Origin of the sequence: Pseudooceanicola aestuariicola, assembly GCF_045763785.1 — a bacterium.
Classification (GTDB): Bacteria; Pseudomonadota; Alphaproteobacteria; order Rhodobacterales; family Rhodobacteraceae; genus Pseudooceanicola.
This window is the reverse complement of record NZ_JBJGSF010000004.1, coordinates 36,965-54,140: the sequence shown is the minus strand read 5'-3', so window position 1 is coordinate 54,140 and position 17,176 is coordinate 36,965. Positions and strand designations below refer to the sequence as shown.

16 protein-coding genes are annotated in these 17,176 nt (G+C 59.8%); 8 read left to right on the top strand and 8 right to left on the bottom strand.

The window, feature by feature from the left end; genetic code table 11:
* Positions 1-34: 34 nt before the first annotated feature.
* The 3 genes from ACI3GR_RS15150 to ACI3GR_RS15140 all read right to left on the bottom strand — a co-directional run bounded on the left by ACI3GR_RS15150 (position 35) and on the right by ACI3GR_RS15140 (position 3,142).
* Entirely contained in the window at positions 35-1,342 is a 1,308-nt protein-coding gene (locus ACI3GR_RS15150) for a TRAP transporter large permease (RefSeq protein ID WP_407495680.1), read from the bottom strand.
* Positions 1,339-1,839, bottom strand: coding sequence for a TRAP transporter small permease (locus tag ACI3GR_RS15145; RefSeq protein WP_407495678.1), 501 nt, complete (start codon positions 1,837-1,839; stop codon positions 1,339-1,341). The genes ACI3GR_RS15150 and ACI3GR_RS15145 overlap by 4 nt, the downstream gene beginning before the upstream one ends.
* 115 nt (positions 1,840-1,954) lie before the next feature.
* Complete coding sequence (locus ACI3GR_RS15140; RefSeq protein WP_407495677.1) at positions 1,955-3,142, bottom strand: LysR family transcriptional regulator; 1,188 nt, start codon at positions 3,140-3,142, stop codon at positions 1,955-1,957.
* A gap of 134 nt (positions 3,143-3,276) precedes the next feature.
* Between ACI3GR_RS15140 and ACI3GR_RS15135 the strand changes: the two genes are divergently transcribed.
* The 4 genes from ACI3GR_RS15135 to ACI3GR_RS15120 all read left to right on the top strand — a co-directional run bounded on the left by ACI3GR_RS15135 (position 3,277) and on the right by ACI3GR_RS15120 (position 6,835).
* Entirely contained in the window at positions 3,277-4,008 is a 732-nt protein-coding gene (locus tag ACI3GR_RS15135) for a PIG-L deacetylase family protein (RefSeq protein WP_407495676.1), read from the top strand.
* Positions 4,009-4,030: 22 nt separating this feature from the next.
* Positions 4,031-4,996 (top strand): VOC family protein, encoded by a 966-nt coding sequence (locus ACI3GR_RS15130; protein ID WP_407495675.1) that lies wholly within the window; start codon positions 4,031-4,033, stop codon positions 4,994-4,996.
* Between the two features lie 68 nt (positions 4,997-5,064).
* The gene (locus ACI3GR_RS15125) at positions 5,065-5,736 is read left to right on the top strand and encodes a 4-carboxy-4-hydroxy-2-oxoadipate aldolase/oxaloacetate decarboxylase (protein ID WP_407495673.1); all 672 of its coding nucleotides are present in this window, start codon (positions 5,065-5,067) and stop codon (positions 5,734-5,736) included.
* Between the two features lie 34 nt (positions 5,737-5,770).
* Positions 5,771-6,835: a 4-oxalomesaconate tautomerase gene (locus tag ACI3GR_RS15120; RefSeq protein WP_407495671.1), complete on the top strand. Its 1,065-nt coding sequence runs from the start codon at positions 5,771-5,773 to the stop codon at positions 6,833-6,835.
* Positions 6,836-6,991: 156 nt separating this feature from the next.
* On the opposite strand, the gene ACI3GR_RS15115 is transcribed toward ACI3GR_RS15120, so the two are convergent.
* The 5 genes from ACI3GR_RS15115 to ACI3GR_RS15095 all read right to left on the bottom strand — a co-directional run bounded on the left by ACI3GR_RS15115 (position 6,992) and on the right by ACI3GR_RS15095 (position 12,447).
* Complete coding sequence (locus ACI3GR_RS15115; RefSeq protein WP_407495669.1) at positions 6,992-8,284, bottom strand: TRAP transporter large permease; 1,293 nt, start codon at positions 8,282-8,284, stop codon at positions 6,992-6,994.
* A complete protein-coding gene (locus ACI3GR_RS15110) occupies positions 8,281-8,814 on the bottom strand; it encodes a TRAP transporter small permease (RefSeq protein ID WP_407495668.1) in 534 nt (177 codons plus the stop codon). The genes ACI3GR_RS15115 and ACI3GR_RS15110 overlap by 4 nt, the downstream gene beginning before the upstream one ends.
* A gap of 2 nt (positions 8,815-8,816) precedes the next feature.
* On the bottom strand, positions 8,817-9,833 hold the full coding sequence (gene dctP / locus ACI3GR_RS15105) for a TRAP transporter substrate-binding protein DctP (protein WP_407495666.1): 1,017 nt from the start codon (positions 9,831-9,833) through the stop codon (positions 8,817-8,819).
* A 64-nt stretch (positions 9,834-9,897) separates the two neighbouring features.
* Positions 9,898-11,469: a sulfatase family protein gene (locus ACI3GR_RS15100; RefSeq protein WP_407495664.1), complete on the bottom strand. Its 1,572-nt coding sequence runs from the start codon at positions 11,467-11,469 to the stop codon at positions 9,898-9,900.
* A 198-nt stretch (positions 11,470-11,667) separates the two neighbouring features.
* A complete protein-coding gene (locus ACI3GR_RS15095) occupies positions 11,668-12,447 on the bottom strand; it encodes a helix-turn-helix domain-containing protein (protein WP_407495663.1) in 780 nt (259 codons plus the stop codon).
* A gap of 213 nt (positions 12,448-12,660) precedes the next feature.
* On the opposite strand from ACI3GR_RS15095, the gene ACI3GR_RS15090 reads away from it, so the two are divergent.
* The 4 genes from ACI3GR_RS15090 (at position 12,661) to ACI3GR_RS15075 (ending at position 17,037) form a co-directional block, all read left to right on the top strand.
* Complete coding sequence (locus tag ACI3GR_RS15090) at positions 12,661-14,154, top strand: fused MFS/spermidine synthase (RefSeq protein ID WP_407495660.1); 1,494 nt, start codon at positions 12,661-12,663, stop codon at positions 14,152-14,154.
* 250 nt (positions 14,155-14,404) lie between these two features.
* On the top strand, positions 14,405-15,424 hold the full coding sequence (locus ACI3GR_RS15085) for an ABC transporter substrate-binding protein (RefSeq protein WP_407495659.1): 1,020 nt from the start codon (positions 14,405-14,407) through the stop codon (positions 15,422-15,424).
* Positions 15,425-15,469: 45 nt separating this feature from the next.
* Positions 15,470-16,273 carry an ABC transporter ATP-binding protein gene (locus ACI3GR_RS15080; RefSeq protein WP_407495657.1) on the top strand — a complete coding sequence of 268 codons (804 nt, stop codon included), beginning with the start codon at positions 15,470-15,472 and terminating at the stop codon, positions 16,271-16,273.
* Complete coding sequence (locus ACI3GR_RS15075) at positions 16,273-17,037, top strand: ABC transporter permease (RefSeq protein WP_407495656.1); 765 nt, start codon at positions 16,273-16,275, stop codon at positions 17,035-17,037. The genes ACI3GR_RS15080 and ACI3GR_RS15075 overlap by 1 nt, the downstream gene beginning before the upstream one ends.
* Positions 17,038-17,176: the final 139 nt, after the last annotated feature.

Below are 17,176 nucleotides of genomic sequence, written 5' to 3'. Positions count from 1 at the left end.
TGTTATCCTCCTGATTGGGATGTTGGGACGGGGGTTACCCGAACATGGTATTCGGCAGCAGCAAAGCGATGCCGGGAAACGCGATGATCAAAAGCAGTCCGATGATCATCGCCGCGAGAAACGGAAAGACACCGCGGAAAACGGTGGTCAGCGGGACGTCGTCCCCTGCCACGCCGCGTACGACAAAAACATTCAGTCCAACGGGCGGAGTGATCATGCCCATCTCGATAACGATCACGGCGACCACACCGAACCAGATCGGATCGAAGCCAAGCGCGGTGATGACGGGAAAAACGACGGGCACAGTGATGACGAGCATCGACAGCCCGTCCATGAACATGCCCAGAACGATATAGGCAAGGATGATCACCGCCAGCGTGCCATAGGCGCCAAGGCCTAGTGCACCCAGCCCCTCGCCCAACGTCGCCGGAATACGGGTAATGGCGAAGAAGGGGTTCAGCACGTTGGCCCCGATGACGATGGCGTAAAGCATGGCCGAGGTCGAAAGGGTCGACAGCAGAGCCTCTTTGAACCCGTCAATCGTGAGGCGTCGCCGCAAAAGCGCGACAAGAATGACGAGTGCCGCGCCAATGCCTGAAGCCTCCACCGGGGTGAAGACGCCGACATAAATCCCTCCGATGGAGATAACGATCACGGCGAGAAGTGGTCCCGCATCGGCAAGCCGCGCGAGTTTCTCTCGCAAAGGCACGGCCTCGCCCTTGGGGCCAGCCGAGGAGTCGAGGACCGATACGATCCAGATCGCTCCCATGAAAAGTGCGGTCAGCAACAGGCCAGGCAGGATGCCCGCCATGAACAGGCGCCCGATCGATTCCTCGGTCAGGATGGCGTAAAGAACGAAGCCCGTGGACGGCGGGATCAGGAAGCCAAGCGTGCCGCCCGCCGCGATCGACCCGGTGGCGAGTTTGGCGGAATACCCAAGGCGCTTCATCTCGGGCAGGGCAACCTTGCCAAGCGTGACTGCCGTGGCGACAGAGGATCCTGAGACTGCCGCGAAGACCGCACAGCCCAAAACTGAAGCCGATGCCAGACCGCCGCGAAACGCGCCGACCCAGGCGAAGGCTGCATCATAAAGACCGCGAGAGAACCCCGAAACCGACGCGATATTGCCCAGCAGGACGAACATTGGCACCACGATCAGGTTATAATTGGAAACGGCCGAATAGCTTTCGGTCAGCAGCATGCCGCTGGCCGAGCGCAGGCCCTCGAGCGCCCAATAGCCAAGGAATCCGACGCCAAGCATGGCGAAGGCAACCGGCGTGCGCAGGATAAGAAGGACGAAAAGGACGCCGATCCCGACCAGACCTGTTGCAACCGGTGTCATGCCCGACCCCTTTCGAATATCGCTAAGACAAGTTGAAGCGCGAAAACGATGACACAGAGCCCCGCGCCAACTGAAATCATCGCGTAGAAAGGCCAGATGGGCATCTGAAGCATGTTTGTCGCATCGCCCCATTCCCAGGCATCCAGCGCCTTTAGTGCGGCGCGATGGCTGAGGATCGCAAAGATAAAGCCCGACAACCCGCGCGAAATGATATCCCCGATCAGGCGACCAATGTTCCCAAGATATGCGTCAAAGACATCGACGGCCACATGCTCGTTACGAATGGTGCAGTAAGGCAATGCCGACATGACCAGCGCAACGGCGGTCAGCTGAACGATTTCATTCGTGCCCAAAATCGGTGCGGCAAAAACGTACCGCATCACCACTCCACCCGTCACGATCGTGACGATCCCGATCAAGCAGATGCTGCCGATCACGGTTAGCACCTTGGTGGCGCCGAGCATCCGCGCGGACCAGGTGTTCATGCGGGCTTGCATGACGGCTCCTCCCGTTCTTACCGGTCATGCTCAGGTATCGACCGGCTGGATCGTCAATATCCAGCGGCCCCCGCCAAACGCCAATTCAATTGGGCCGAACCAACATAAGCCAAGGCTATAGAGACTTAGCGTCAGCCCCCGCGCGAATAAGGTCTATCATCAGCTTCTGGGCGGCCGTAGGGGTCCAGCTTTCACGGTAGGTCAGACCGATCCGGCGCGGCTTCCAACTTGCATCAACGCTTATTTCGCTTACCAATCCTTTAGCGACCTCGGCCTTCGCCTGCGAGACCGAGATACATCCCAGATGGTCGCTAATATCGAGGATTTCCCGCATGAGAAGAATGGAACCGGCTTCGATAATGCTATCCGGCTGACCGACCTTGGCAAAGAAAGCGTCGAACTGGTCCCGAGACGGGGTTCCGCGGCGCGGCACCACCCAGGCGGAATTGCGCAACTGGTTCATATCAAGGGGACCCTGCCCGACCAGCGGATGATGATTGCCGGCGAGGACGGTAAGATGATCGTCGAACAGCCGTTCCTGCACAATATCGCCAATTGGCGCAGGCTCACGCAGCGCCCCTACGATGACATCGATTTCACCGCGACGCAGGCCGGTCAACAGGTCGTCGTAAAGCCCGTCGATAACAAGGATCGGCTGGCGCGGGCGCTGCGCCCTGAAGAGGCTGAGCGCCTTGGGTAACAGGACCGACCGCGCAAGAGGCAGGGCGCCGATCACGATCCGACCCGCCTCCCCACCGTCAAGCTCCGCCAGATCGGCTTCGGCCTGATCCAATTCACGAAAGGACAGCATCACCGCCTGGACAAGACTTCTGGTCTGACGGGACGGCACCACGCCGAACGCGGTCCGCCGGAACAATTGCCGCCCTGCCTCCTGCTCCAGCTGGGTGATCGCACGATGTACGGTCGGCTGTGCCAGGCCCAGTTGGCGGGCTGCTAGCGTGAAGTTTTCGGTTTCATGCACTGCCACCAGGGCCTGAAGCTGCGCGGTCGAGGCCGTTCTGCGCAACCGTGAGGACACATCGCCAAGCGCCGGATCCAGAAGCGCAAAACATCGTCTTAGTCGATCGGTCAGGATACGCCCGCGTTCGGTCAAAAACAGACCCTGGGGGCTGCGATCGAAAAGCGCGCCGCCGCTGTTCCGCTCAAGCTTTCCTATTGCCTGAGTCACCGCTGGCTGGGACACGTTCAGCAGCCCTGCCGCCAATGTCAGCGACCCGGTGTCCGCCACCGCCACAGCGAGTCGCAGATGCCGCAGGTTCCTTGAAATCACAGGAGATGACACGGCTGACCCCTTTCGCCCGGATTGTACCTCACCTAGCCACTATAGTGTTAGCTTATGACAAGAGACAGGCTTTCGATTTGTTCCAGAGCTTGCTTGATGGAATGACCGGACACAGGTTCGAGAGGAGACGACCAATGTCCAATAAGACTGCGCTTGTCATTTCCGCCCATGCGGCGGACTTTGTGTGGCGTTGTGGCGGCGCGATCGCCCTACATGCCGAGAAGGGTTATGACGTCACCGTCCTGTGTCTTTCCTATGGAGAGCGCGGCGAAAGCGCGAAACTGTGGAAACAGGAGGGCATGACCCTTCAAAAGGTCAAGGATGCGCGCCACGCCGAAGCCGAAACTGCCGCTAAAGCGCTTGGCGTCCACGACCTCGTCACCTTGGACATGGGTGACTACCCGCTGGATTTCAGCCGCGAGAACAAGGAGCGGATTGTCGATGTGATCCGCAAGGTCCAACCCGCATTCATGTTGTCCCATTCCCAGTACGACCCTTACAACACCGACCACATGAACACGACCAACGCCGTTCTTGAATGTCGGATGATCGCGCAGGCCTGGGGCCACAATCCCGGAGAAAAGGTACTGGGCGCGCCGCAGCTTTACCTCTTCGAGCCGCACCAGACTGAGCAAATGGGATGGAAGCCGGATACCTTCCTCGACATCACGCCAGTCTGGGACAAGAAGCGCGCGGCGATTGAATGTATGCAGGGACAGGAACACCTGTGGGAATACTACACACGTGTCGCGCAGCAACGCGCCAACCATTTCAAGCGAAACTCCGGCGGGCAATCCGGTGGTCGCGATTGTAAATATGCCGAAGGGTTCCAATCCATCTTCCCGCGCACGGTAGACGAACTCTGACCGAAACGGAGAGGAGACCGGAATGACAAAGCCAACAAATCCGTCCTTCGACATCGCCCATCTGGGCCATGTCGAGGTCTATACCGACAAATTTGATGAAAGCCTGGACTTCTTCACACGCGTCTATGGGTTAAGCCTGTCGGGGCAGGATGAGACCTCAGCCTATCTGCGGGCCTGGGATGACTACGAATACCATTCGCTGAAGCTTACCCGCCATCACACCACCGGCGTCGGCCACATCGGCTATCGCGCTGCCTCTCCCGAGGCGCTGGAGCGGCGGGTCAAGGTGATCGAAGCGTCGGGCTATAAGGTCCACGGCTGGACCGACGGTGATCTGGGTCACGGAAGGGCATTCCGGTTCGAGGACCCGTTCGGCCATGTCTTCGAGATCTATTACGACACCAATCGCCCCGTGCTGGACGACAGCACGCGCCCGGCGCTTAAGAATTTAGCCAGCAAATACCACGGCCGCGGCGCCAGTCCACGCCGGATCGACCACTTGAACCTGCTGTCCGAAGACGTGACCGAATTCAAACGGTTCATGGAAACGTGCCTCGGCTCACGGGTGACGGAATACATCCAGCTGGACAACGGTCGTCTGGGCGGGTGCTGGTTCACGGTCAACAACAAGACCTACGATCTGGCCTGCACCGAGGAACATGGCGGCGGCCACGCCCGGTTCCACCACGTGACCTATGCGACTGACCAGCGCGAAGACATCCTGCGCGCCGCCGACATCTTTCTTGAAAATGGTGTCCATATCGAAACCGGTCCGCACAAGCACGCAATCCAGGGGACGTTCTTTCTTTATGTCTGGGAACCTGCGGGGAACCGGGTCGAGCTGGCCAATGCCGGCGCCCGGTTGATCATGGCACCTGACTGGGAACCCGTCTGTTGGACCGAGGAAGACCGCAAGAAGGGTCAGGCTTGGGGACTGAAAACGATCGAGACGTTTCACACCCACGGCACCCCACCGATCGAAAAGTGACGCAAGCGCCTGCAGGGGATTGCAGGCTTCCCCCGGAGCATTTCTGGCAAGATGAATAGGAGACCAACATGGGCGTTGTTATGCAAAAGGTCGACCGGGCCAATCCGGCAGTCATTGACGGTCTGGGCCGGGCGGGCGTGGCAACCGTTCATGAAGCGCAGGGCCGGACTGGCTGTTTCCAGTCCTACATGCGGCCGATCTATACTGGCGCGCAGATCGCCGGAACGGCCGTGACGATCAGCGCCCCACCGGGTGACAACTGGATGATACATGTTGCAATCGAGCAGTTGAAGCACGGGGACATTCTTGTCCTTGCGCCGACCTCGCCCTGCGACAACGGCTATTTTGGCGATCTTCTTGCAACCTCTGCCATGGCGCGAGGCTGCCGCGGTTTGGTGATCGACGCGGGCGTACGGGACATCAAGGACCTGACCCAAATGGGTTTTCCGGTCTGGTCCAAGGCGATTAGCGCCCAGGGAACCGTCAAGGAAACTATTGGGTCTGTGAATGTCCCAGTGGTCTGTGCAGGACAGAATGTAGAGCCCGGCGACATTATCGTCGCCGATGATGACGGTGTCTGCGTGGTGCGTCGCGCCGCTGCGGAAGATGTGCTGACAAAGGCCGAAGAGCGGCTGGCCGCGGAAGAGGCCAAGCGTCAAAGGCTCGCCTCGGGCGAGTTGGGGCTCGACATCTACGGCATGCGGGAACGGCTGGCCGAAAAAGGATTGAAATACATCTGATCCGACGCGACCGGAACAGCATGGGAGGGTTCGAATGTCAGATTACGCAAACGGAATTCCCTGTATCTGGATGCGGGGCGGGACGTCCAAGGGCGCCTACTTCCTTGCGACCGATCTCCCTTCGGAGCAGCCCACCCGCGATGATTTGCTGCTGCGCATCATGGGATCTCCGGATGCCAATCAGATCGACGGGATCGGCGGTGGCGATCCGCTGACCTCCAAGGTTGCGATCCTCTCGCCCTCCGATCGTGCGGATGCGGATGTCGATTACCTTTTCCTGCAGGTCTTCGTTGACCGGGCCGTCGTGTCCGACGCGCAAGGGTGTGGGAATATTCTGGCAGGGGTCGGTCCGGCCGCGATCGAACGTGGTCTTGTTGAGGCCACGGGCGACGAGACTGTGGTCCGGATCCACATGGTCAACACCGGAGAGATCGCACAGGCTCATATCGCGACACCCGGCGGGCGGGTGACTTATGACGGCGATACGGCCATCGACGGTGTACCCGGGCGACATGCGGCCGTTCGGCTGTTCTTCAACGGGATTGCCGGTTCTATGTGTGGCGCGCTGCTGCCCTCCGGGTCAGCGGTGGACGTCATCGACGGAGTGGATTGTACACTGATCGACAATGGGATGCCTTGCGTGGTGATGGCCGCCGGAGACTTTGGCATCGCCGGAACCGAAAGCCGCGAAACACTGGATGCAGACGAAGTGCTGAAGGCCAAGCTGGAACATATCCGGCTTCAGGCTGGTCCATTGATGAACTTGGGCGATGTGACGGACAAAAGCGTCCCGAAAATGACGCTTGTCTCTCCACCGTTATCTGGTGGCGTAATCTCCACCAGGTCGTTCATTCCACATCGGTGTCATGCGACGATAGGTGTATTCGCGGCAGTAAGCGTGGCGACGGCTGCCACGATCGAGGGAACGCCTGCGCAGCGCATTGCCGTGACTCCTGAAGGCGACATTCACCGGGTAGAACACCCCAGTGGCATGGCAGAAGTTTTGCTTGATTCACGGGACACGCGGAAAGCCGGTGTCGTCCGGACTGCACGGAAACTTATGGATGGCATGGTTTTCCCTGCACCGCCGCGATCCTAGCCCAGTCGATAGAAGGCTCACCTGAAATCTTTTGTTCCGGTGGCCCAAGGCAAAGTTCTTAGGTTCAGCCATTGTCGCGAAGTGCTACGGCGATAGCGCCACGCAGATCCGTATCAACGTTTTAAACGTCGGCCGCGTGATCGCGGCCGACGCGGGTCAGCCCATCAGTGTCGGGAGGTACAGCACGACGGGCGGATAGAGGACGATGATCAGCAGCCGCGCGATGTCGGCGACCCAGAAGGGCGCGATGCCCTTAAAGATCTCGCCCAAAGAGACCTCGGGCAGAACGCTTTTCATCACGAAAGCATTGATCCCGACCGGCGGGGTGACCATCGAAATTTCGGTCACGATGACCACCACGATGCCGAACCAGATAAGGTCAAAACCCAGCAGTTCGACCAGCGGCGCAAAGAGCGGCACAGTCAAAAGAACCATCGCCGGTCCATCGAAGACACAGCCCAACACAAGGTAGATCGCCAAGATCAGCCACATGACGGTCATTGGCGCCAGGTTCATCGACTCCACCCAGGCCTCAAGCTCGGATGGCATGCGCGCGATTTCGACAAAGTTCGAGAAGATCAGCGCACCAAGCGCAACGGTGAAGATCATGGCCGACATCTTGCCCGCCTCGAAGATCGACTCGAAGAATACGCTCCATGTCATCCGGCGGCGCAACAAGCAGAAGCCAAGAGCGCCGACAGCACCGATCCCGCCCGCTTCGGTCGGGGTGAAGATGCCGAAGTAGATGCCGCCGATGACGAACAGGAACAGCACCATGATCGGCCAGATACCCTTGATCGACGCAAGGCGTTCGGACATGGGAAAGACCTCTCCGCGCGGGCCAAGGTCGGGTTTGATCCAGCAGAGCAGCGCAATCAGTAGCAGGTAACTGAGGACCGACAGGACGCCAGGGACGATCCCGGCAATGAAAAGCGCCCCGATGTCACCTTCGATCAACAGACCGTAAAGGACCAATACTACCGAAGGCGGGATCAGGATGCCGATTGTGCCCCCCGCCGCGATCGTCCCGGCCGAGATCGACGCGCTGTAGCCGTAACGACGCATTTCCGGATAGGCCACCTTGCCCATGGTCGCGGCGGTGGCGACGGACGACCCGCTGACCGCCGAAAAGCCGCCGCAGGCGACGATCGTGGACATGGCCAGACCGCCGGGATAGCGCCCGAACCATGTGTAGGACGCACGATACAGGTCCCGAGCCAAATCCGCCCGGAAGATAAAGTTACCCATCAGCACGAAGAGCGGCACTACGATGAACCCGTAGGACATGCTGTTCGAAGTGATGGTCTGCCCAACCATGGCAATGGCTGCGTCGGTTCCGCGAACCACCGCGAAACCGCCAAAGCCGACTATCATCATCGTCAGGCCAAGCGGGACGCCAATGAAAGCAACCAAAAGCAGGACGGCAAGTCCAATAGCTCCGAGTATCATAGTATGGACCTGCCTTCGCCTTTGAGTTCGTTATCGAGGCGCCCAATCACCGAAAGAAAAGCAAAGCCGAACATGACGAGCCCGGCGATCACGCTCATCGCCGTCATGAACCAGGCCACCGGAAAGTAAGGCAGTTCTAGAAAAGCAGAAGACGTTCCCCAGTTCTTCATCCCGATGCTTTGAACGTAGAGCGCATAGGCCACGAAGAGGAGAATTCCGGCACTGACCAGATAAACCAGCGTGGTCTTTATCCGGTTCAACGTGGCGTTGCGCTGAAAGACTCCGTCGAACAGCGATACAGTGATATGATCGCGGGACCGTGTGACCAGTGGAAGACCGGCAAAAATCAGAATGCCCATGCCGAACTCTTGTATTTCGAAGGCACCCGGCACGGGCGCGCTTAGGAAATAGCGGCCGATGACATCGATGAAGGTGATGACCGCAATGCACAGCAGCGTCGCGGTCACCAGAACCTTCAGGATCGCGTCAAGGGTCGCGGTCAGCCAGTGGCTGCCCCCTGCCCTGTCCATGATCACTCCCCGGCCGCCGCGATCTGCTCGCGGTAATAGGCCAGCACTTCTTCGGGATCGAGGCCAAGCGCGGTAACCCTCTCGGCCCACTTCTCCCGTGCTCCGGCTGTGCGGGTCTTAAGCTCGGCAATCTGCTCTGCTGGCATCTCGGTGATCTGGATGCCGCTTGGTTCAAGCTTGGCCCGAACCTCTACCTCAGAAGCTTCAAGGTTCTTGCCAGACAGCCGCGCGATATATTCACCGCTGGCCGCCTCGATCGCCTTGCGATCTTCTTCGGGCATGTCGTTCCAGAAATTCTCGTTGAACAGGATCGAAACGGTCGAACGATACATGCCATCTCCGATGAGGGTGCCGTATTCCAAATCTTCAAGCAGCCTTAGGCCCTCGACCGAAGAAATCGGTAGCAGCGTACCATCAACGACGCCGCGGGTGATCAATTCATAGCTTTCGATCGCGGGGCGCGACACGACAACGCCACCCATGGCAACAGCGGAGTCCGTCCCGTTCGGATTGACGCGCAGCTTCAGACCTTCGGCGTCTGCCAACGTCTCGACCGCCCGCTTGTTGTTCCAGACGTGGTTCCCGGTCAACGACCACAGCGCCACCACATGCACACCGTCCAGCTTTTCGGCCTCGCGGAAATACTTGTCATAGGTGCGCCACAGCGCGATGGACCGCGCATCCGTCGTCCCCGTTTCGAACTGTAGAGGCAGCTCACCAATCAGTGGAGCCAGCCACTGAGACGCCGTGAAGGACGATAGGTTGATCGCCGCATCCGCGATACCCGAACGAACCATGTCCAGTTGACGCGGCGGCGGGGCCAGCGATGACGCCGTGAATTCGATTTTCACCGAGCCGCCCGACTTTTCCTCGACCGCTTCAGCCCAGGGCGTAAGTCCGGTGCGCATGATCTCGTTCCGGTCGGGCAAATATTTGTTGAATACGACCGTAGTGTCGGCTTGGGCCGATGCGGCATTGGCCAGAAGTACGGCCGCGGCAGTTAGAGTTCTTAGAAACATGTCATCCTCCCTGATGGCAATTCGGTTGTGGTGCGCGTTCGGTTCAGGGTCCTCCGCCCCGAGATCAGGCGCGCGTGGTTGGCAGAGGTGTACGATCTGCCAATTCGATGAGGCGCAGGGCCAAAAGCTCCGTCAGCGCCTGGCGGTTCTCTGTATGTGCCGGGTCGTCCCAGAGGTTTCTGGTCTCGTCCGGGTCTTCGGACAGATGGACCATCTCGTGGTTGTCGTTCGCCGCTGACAGCGTCAGCCGCCAGTCCTGCGTGACAAGGCTGCGCATGATCAGCGGATGCTCCATCCCGAGGATCGGACGCTGCGACTCTTCCTCGATCAGCAGACCCTGCGGTTCGGGCTGCGTGGCATCGAAAAGGTCCCGCCCCTGAGCGCCGGAAAAACAATCGATCCCTGCCGCGGCCAGGAATGTCGGCGCGACGTCCAGTGATGACGCAAGATCATTTCGGACCGTCCCGACATGTTCGGGGGTGCGCGGATCATACCAGACGAAGGGCACGCGCGTGACGCCGTCATTATGGATGCCAAACTTAAGCATCAGACCGTAGTCGCCAAGGAAATCCCCGTGGTCGGAATTGAAGATGACGATGGTGTTGTCGGCCTCTCCGGTCTCTTCGAGCTGAGCCAGCAGACGCCCGATCTGGTCGTCGATGAAGGTGATCATTCCAAGCGAAACGGCAATGATCGCCCGTGCCTCCTCTGGCGTGACTGCAAAAGCGACCTGATGTTCCCGGTTGGCGGTGCCGGCTGCCAACTGCGCGTGCAGGTTCTTGGCAGGCAGCGGCATCCGGCAATCGAAATTGTCCGGCAGGGTGATGTCCTCAGGCCGGTACATGCTGAAATAAGGCTCAGGGATCACGAAGGGATGATGCGGGTCCGGATAGGATACGCTCGCAAAGAAGGGCGCATCGGGGGTGTCGCGTCCTGAAAGCCAGTCACAAGCCCGGTCGGTGATGTAATGTGTCGACCACTGGTCGGCAGACAGTGGCGAACACCAGGTCTGCGGCGCCTCATAGCCCGGCCGGGGCAGCCCGTTCTCGGGGCCCCGTAGCGCATCCAGATCGTTGACTCGCGTGCGCAGCCAGCGTTCATAGTCACCGCCAATCGCATCGCCGTGGTAGGTCGCCAGATCGACATGGTCGAAGCCATAGAATGGCGTCCTGACGCGGTGATCTGGGTCTTCCCAGCTGGTCGGCAGTTCTTGCGCGTACTCCGGGCCCTCGTGGCGACGGCGGGCGCTCTGCAGATCATGCGGCAGGGGGCGTCGCCCCTGCGGTTCGTGATGCATGCCTGCCGGAACGGTCGAGAAGTTCTGCAAATGCGACTTGCCGAAATGCGCGGTCGCATAGCCCGCATCCCGCAGGACGTCGACAAAGGTCACTTCGTCGACATCAAGGCCGATGCCATTGAAGCGGCCGCGATGGCCCGACGGCATCCGGCTGGTCATGATGCTGGCGCGGTTCGGCATGCAGACCGGGGTGGCGACATAGAACCGGTCGAACCGCGCGCCCTGCGCGGCCAGACGGTCGATATTCGGTGTCTTGATCAGCGGGTGGCCATAACAGCCAAGGCAATCGGCCCGCAGCTGATCGGTCATTATGTAAAGGATGTTCGGTTGACGGCTCATGCCCGTGGACCTTGTCGTCCGTACGCAGTTGTGCCGTGCCCCTGCTGACGCGGGTGCCGCATGTCAAAGTCCTCCTCCCAGAGTCGCTTTGGAAGCAGGGTGCGGGCGTGGTTGTCAAAATCCTACAAGAGTCCTCAAAGCGTCCGCCAGGCGGGCGTTTTAGAGTTCCCCCCCGCCCTTTCGCGCGTTTCGGGTCGATTAAAGAGCCGCGCCGATATCCTGCGCGGCAGAGGTCAGGAGGCCAAGGAAACGGTCGACGCCTTCCGAAATTGGCATGGCCGGGGTGATCCAGATCACCACGATCGAGCCTATGACGCTCGTCCCGTTCATGATTGGCACACCGATGCTGCTGGTACGGTCGCTGTAGCTGTCGGGGATCGCGGTTTCGCCCGACCGGGTGCTGTAGCCCCGTTCTTTCGTATCCGCGAGGATGCGCTCAAGCGAGGCCGGATCGAGATAGGGCAGATTGGCAGGGTCATTGCGCGCGCGCACAAGGGCGAGGATCGCGTCACGCTCCGCATCCGTGCTGAAGGCCAGAACCGCCCGCCCTGCCGCGGTGCGCAGCATGGGAAGGGGTTTACCGATCATGCTGCGAGCCATAGCCATCGGGGACAGCGGGTTGGTCGTTTCCTGCACATACATCGCCCCGGCTTCATGCGCAGCGACGTCGACCGGCCAGGTCATCTCTGTGGCCATCCTGTGAATTATCGGCCCCGCTACAGCAGCCAGACGCGTCCGGCTGGTAACCCCGCGCGCCAACAGCCGCACACGATCGGTGACGCGGAACTGGGAATTCGACACACTGCGTTCGACATACCCCTGCTCCTCAAGCGTTTCTAGGATGCGGTAGACCGAACTGCGGGGCAGGCCGAGTGCGCGGGACAGAGTCGTGGGACGGGCGCTGTCATGCAGGTTCAATTCTTCCAGCAGGGCCAGCCCCCGCTCTAGCGCGCGAATTCCGTTGTCAGAGCGTGACACCTAAACCCCCTTTCCTTGTTCGCCCTATTGTAAAGGGGCTCATCCTTCGAACCTTACCTTCGCTTCAACCATAGCAGACCCGCATCATCTTAGAATGCACCAAACACATCGAACGCGTTGCGCCTATTATGAGGTAGTGGAATATTGGAGTTCAGCGCGGTCATTGGATACCTTCATCCGACACATGCCACGATCACCTGACCACATAGACAATTGATCAAGCAAGCTTACCTTCACGATCAAACGAAGGAGAGCACGATCCGTTTCTCGATTACTATCCTACTGATCCTTGTCCTGTCCGCCGTCGGTCTGACCTACGAAATCGCCGCCGGTCGCGTCCTTGCGCCGTTCTTCGGGACCTCACTGCTGACCTGGACCACTGTCATCGCCACGGTGCTGGGCGGCTTTTCCTTAGGCAGCGCGCTTGGCGGGTTCGTGGCAGAGCGTCCTCGCCCTATCGCGCTTAGGAATGTTCGCAACGCGCTGATCGCCACGGGCGTGCTGATGGCCGTGTCGCCGACCTTGCTGGGCGCGTTCCATTCCTCTGGTGCGCGTGGCACCTTTGGCATGATCGTCACCGTGATCTTCGTATTTTTCCCGGCCTCTGTCGCCGTAACCCTGCCGTCGCCTCTGCTGGCCAAACTCGCGATCGAGGCGCGTCCGGGCCGCGAAGGGTCATCGCTTGGCATCGTCATGGCGGCCGGATCGATCGGCGCGATCTTTGGGGCCATTCTTGCCGGGTTCGTCACGCTGCCGCTGATCGGATCGACCATGACGTTTGCCGCCTGCGGGGCGGTCGCGCTGCTTTGCCTGCCGTTTCTGCGCGGAGGAGAGGCAGACAACAAGGGCATCACCGTTGCCGCCGCCGGGTTCATCGCGATCGCCGGGCTGGCAGGCACGTCGTCGTGCCAGTTCGAATCCGGACTTTCCTGCCTTTACGTCGACGAAAGAGGGCCTGAGGTGCGGTTGATTTCCGACGGCATTGTTCAGGCCTCGGAACGCCGGGTGCCACCTGAGTCACCCGACACGACCGTCGGTCTGGGGCTTAGTTACACCGAATGGATCTGGTCCCGGATGCAGCGCGACCTTGGACCGGCGCCCTCGGTTCTGTTCATCGGCGGCGGCGGCTACACGCTGCCGACGAAATTGCTGGCGACTGACCCCGAGGCCCATGCGGTCGCGGTGGAAATCGATCCATTGGTCACTCAGGTCGTCCGGGACCACATGCCGCGCGCGGGCAAGATGATCGTGCAAGCCGGATATGATCTGAGCGTTTCCGGGTTGGATGCTGAGGGACGCCTTGGCCTCGTCCATGCCGATGGCCGTGTGTACCTGAACGAAACCGACCAGCGCTTTGACGCCGTGGTCATGGACGCGTTTTCCTCCAACTCCGTCCCTGCGCATCTGGTCACGGTCGAGACCTTCGCCCGGCTGCAACAGATCGTCGACGGACCAGTTTACGTGAACCTGATCGACACAGAGGACGGCCCGCTGGCGCGCGGGGTCAACGCGATCCTGCGGGACCTCTTCGCGCATGTAGAGGTGGTCGACGGGGCGTGGAACCGGTTTGATCGCGGGAACATCCTGTTCGTGGCATCCGACACGCCGGTGCGTCCATTGACCGACCTGCCAGAAGGGTACCGACACACGACGATATCAGCCGCCCGGGCATTTACCGATGATCGAGGGTGGACCGGGCATCGATAGCTGTGGTGTGCCGCCGGTAACGGTTGAAGAAAGTGAACCACTCGTGGTGTCAAAGCGTCTTGGACCAAGGGAAGGCAGATGCGCGACACGAAAAGCGGCGCGGGCCTACAGATCAGAAAACGCGCAGATGCCTAAAACTTGAGCAGTAAGGTCATCCGGCAGCCAAATTCCAATCACAGGATACTGCCATGAATTCCAATTACCCGGTGCATGATAAACATCCTTCTTGTCTCATCCTCAGGAGGAAACCTTGTTCAACCGCTTCATTTCCGCAGCTTTTGCTGCATCTCTTCTCATTGCGGGCACGTCCAGTGCTGCGCTGGCAGAAACCGACATCCCATTCGCGCTTGATTGGAAGTTCGAAGGCCCGGCCGCACCCTACTTCCACGCAATCGATGCAGGCATTTTTGCAGATGCCGACCTGAACGTGACGATTTCTGAAGGTAAGGGGTCTCTCGACGCGATCCCGAAGGTTGCCACCGGGGCGTTCCCGTTCGGGTTTGCCGATATCAACAGCCTGATGCGGTTCCTTGACCAGAACCCCGATGCGCCGGTCAAGGCCGTCATGATGATCTACGACAAACCGCCCTTTGCTGTCGTAGGCCGCAAGTCGCTTGGTATCGAGGCACCGAAAGATCTGGAAGGCAAGGTTCTGGGCGCTCCGCCGCCGGATGGTGCTTGGGCGCAATTCCCGATCTTCGCCGCAGAGAACGATCTGGACACCGACGCTATCACGGTCGAGCCGGTTGGCTTCCCCACCCGCGAACCGATGCTGGCCGAAGGCAAGGTCGCCGCGGTCACGGGCTTTTCGTTCTCGTCGACGCTGAACCTCAAGCGTCTTGGTGTGCCGATGGAAGACCAGAGCGTGCTGCTTATGGCTGACTACGGCGTCGCGCTTTATGGCAACGCCATCATCGTCAACACCGACTTTGCCAGCGAAAACCCCGAGGTTGTCACCGGCTTCCTGACGGCGATTGCCGCCGGTTGGAAAGGCGCCATCGCTGATCCTGCGACCGCCATTGAGGCGCTGATCGAACGCAACCCGGCCGCCGACGCCGATCTGGAAACCGAACGTCTGCAGATGGCAATCGACGCCAATGTGCTGACCGATTACGTAAAGGAAAACGGCATTGGTGGCATCGATGAGGCCCGGATGACGAAGGCCATCGACCAGACCAAATCGGTGTATGAGTTCACGACCGAGCCGGACATGTCCAAATACTTTGATGGCAGCTACCTGCCGGCCGCAGACCTGCGGATGCTTCAGTAAAGGCACCGACTGCCGGCGGCTCGCTGCCGGCAGTCAAATCCACGCATGACAAATCTGATCGATATCAAGGGCGTCACGCACGCCTATAAAACGCCCAAGGGCCCGCTGCCGGTTCTGGACAATCTGAACCTTTCGGTTCCCGAAGGCGAATTCGCCGCCGTTGTCGGCCCGTCCGGGTGTGGGAAATCCACCCTGACGCGGCTTGTGGCCGGGCTGATGAAGCCCGATCAGGGCGAAGTCTGGTTGCATGGTGAGCTTGTCAAATCCCCGCGCAAGACGGTTGGAATGGCCTTTCAGAACCCTGTTCTGCTGGAATGGCGGTCTATTCTGGACAACGTGATCCTGCCGCTGGAAATCGTCGCGCCGACCATGTCCCGCGCGAAAAAAATCGCACGGGCGGAAGAGCTGCTGGCACTGGTGGGCCTCTCGGGTTTTGAGGCTAAGCGTCCATCAGAGTTGTCAGGCGGCATGCGTCAGCGTGCGTCGCTGTGTCGGTCCATCGTGCACAAACCTGATGTCCTGATCATGGACGAACCCTTCGGGGCGCTCGACGCCTTCACCCGCGAAGACCTTTGGCAAACCATGCACGATCTTCGGGCCAAAGAACCCTTTACCGCCGTTCTGATCACCCATGATCTCCGCGAAAGCGTCTATCTTGGCGATCAGGTGTTTGTGCTGTCGGGTCGCCCCGCGACGACCCAATACGTGATGGACGTGCAATACCCGGTTCAGGACGGTCGCCGAAAACTCGACGGGCTTTATACTCCCGAAAGTTCAGAAATGCTGGCCACCTTGCGCGAGCAGATAAAGATCGCCCAAGGGCGAAACGCAGAACCGGCAGGTCACTGATGAAGTCGTTCCAAAAGATCGCAATTCCCTTCGTTGCCATCATCATCTTTGTGGCCTTGTGGGAATTTCTGGTGTGGGCCAACAACTGGCCCGATTACGTGATGGCATCGCCGTCTGACCTGCCTGCGGCCTACAGCAAGTTCTGGAACCTGTTCCTGATCGGAAGCTGGCAGACGCTTTGGCGCACGGTCGCCGGGCTGGCCCTAGCCGTATTGTTCGGCACGCTGCTGGGGATGATCATGGGCTTTTCGCGCATCGCCCGCGACGCGCTCTATCCCATTCTCGTCGGCTTCAATGCGATCCCGAAGGCCACGCTTGTCCCCGTTCTGGCGTTGTTGTTCATCGGGCAGCACAACTTCAACACGGTGCTGATGGCCTTTCTGATTTCGTTCTTCCCAATCGCCGTGTCCGTGGGCATCGGCTTGTCGACGCTAGAGCCTGAATACCGCGATATCCTGCGGTCCCTCGGGGCCAGCCGGGTGACGATCTTCCGCAAGATCGCCCTGCCCAAGACCCTGCCAGAGTTCTTTGGCGCGCTGAAAGTCTCGGTCACGCTGGCCTTTATCGGCACCAACCTGGTCGAGATTATCTCTCCTCACGGTCGGGGTTTGGGGGCGTTGTTCCTGTCGGGGCAGACGAATTCTAACTATCCGCTGATGTTCGCCGTTCTCATCGCGCTCGCCGTTTTGGGGATCATTCTCTACTACGTCGTCGTGATGCTGGAGAAGATTTTCGCCGGTTGGGCAGAGCGTCCGCAGAGCTAGACAAAAGATCGTCGTCAGCGGTCCGAACGATTGGCTGCTGACGCCCAATCCCGAGGCCGTGTCACATGGCAAGCGCCCGCAAGACATTGGACCATCCGCCCCTTCAGTCATCTATTCGATGAGAATTCAGGCAAAGCGC

What these genes read in the sequence shown, in the direction of transcription:
- ACI3GR_RS15150 (WP_407495680.1), bottom strand. Translation starts at nt 1,342, where the DNA reads ATGACACCGGTTGCAACAGGTCTGGTCGGGATCGGCGTCCTTTTCGTC.
- ACI3GR_RS15145 (WP_407495678.1), bottom strand. Translation starts at nt 1,839, where the DNA reads ATGCAAGCCCGCATGAACACCTGGTCCGCGCGGATGCTCGGCGCCACC.
- ACI3GR_RS15135 (WP_407495676.1), top strand. Translation starts at nt 3,277, where the DNA reads ATGTCCAATAAGACTGCGCTTGTCATTTCCGCCCATGCGGCGGACTTT.
- ACI3GR_RS15130 (WP_407495675.1), top strand. Translation starts at nt 4,031, where the DNA reads ATGACAAAGCCAACAAATCCGTCCTTCGACATCGCCCATCTGGGCCAT.
- ACI3GR_RS15125 (WP_407495673.1), top strand. Translation starts at nt 5,065, where the DNA reads ATGGGCGTTGTTATGCAAAAGGTCGACCGGGCCAATCCGGCAGTCATT.
- ACI3GR_RS15120 (WP_407495671.1), top strand. Translation starts at nt 5,771, where the DNA reads ATGTCAGATTACGCAAACGGAATTCCCTGTATCTGGATGCGGGGCGGG.
- ACI3GR_RS15115 (WP_407495669.1), bottom strand. Translation starts at nt 8,284, where the DNA reads ATGATACTCGGAGCTATTGGACTTGCCGTCCTGCTTTTGGTTGCTTTC.
- ACI3GR_RS15110 (WP_407495668.1), bottom strand. Translation starts at nt 8,814, where the DNA reads ATGGACAGGGCAGGGGGCAGCCACTGGCTGACCGCGACCCTTGACGCG.
- dctP (WP_407495666.1), bottom strand. Translation starts at nt 9,833, where the DNA reads ATGTTTCTAAGAACTCTAACTGCCGCGGCCGTACTTCTGGCCAATGCC.
- ACI3GR_RS15100 (WP_407495664.1), bottom strand. Translation starts at nt 11,469, where the DNA reads ATGAGCCGTCAACCGAACATCCTTTACATAATGACCGATCAGCTGCGG.
- ACI3GR_RS15080 (WP_407495657.1), top strand. Translation starts at nt 15,470, where the DNA reads ATGACAAATCTGATCGATATCAAGGGCGTCACGCACGCCTATAAAACG.
- ACI3GR_RS15075 (WP_407495656.1), top strand. Translation starts at nt 16,273, where the DNA reads ATGAAGTCGTTCCAAAAGATCGCAATTCCCTTCGTTGCCATCATCATC.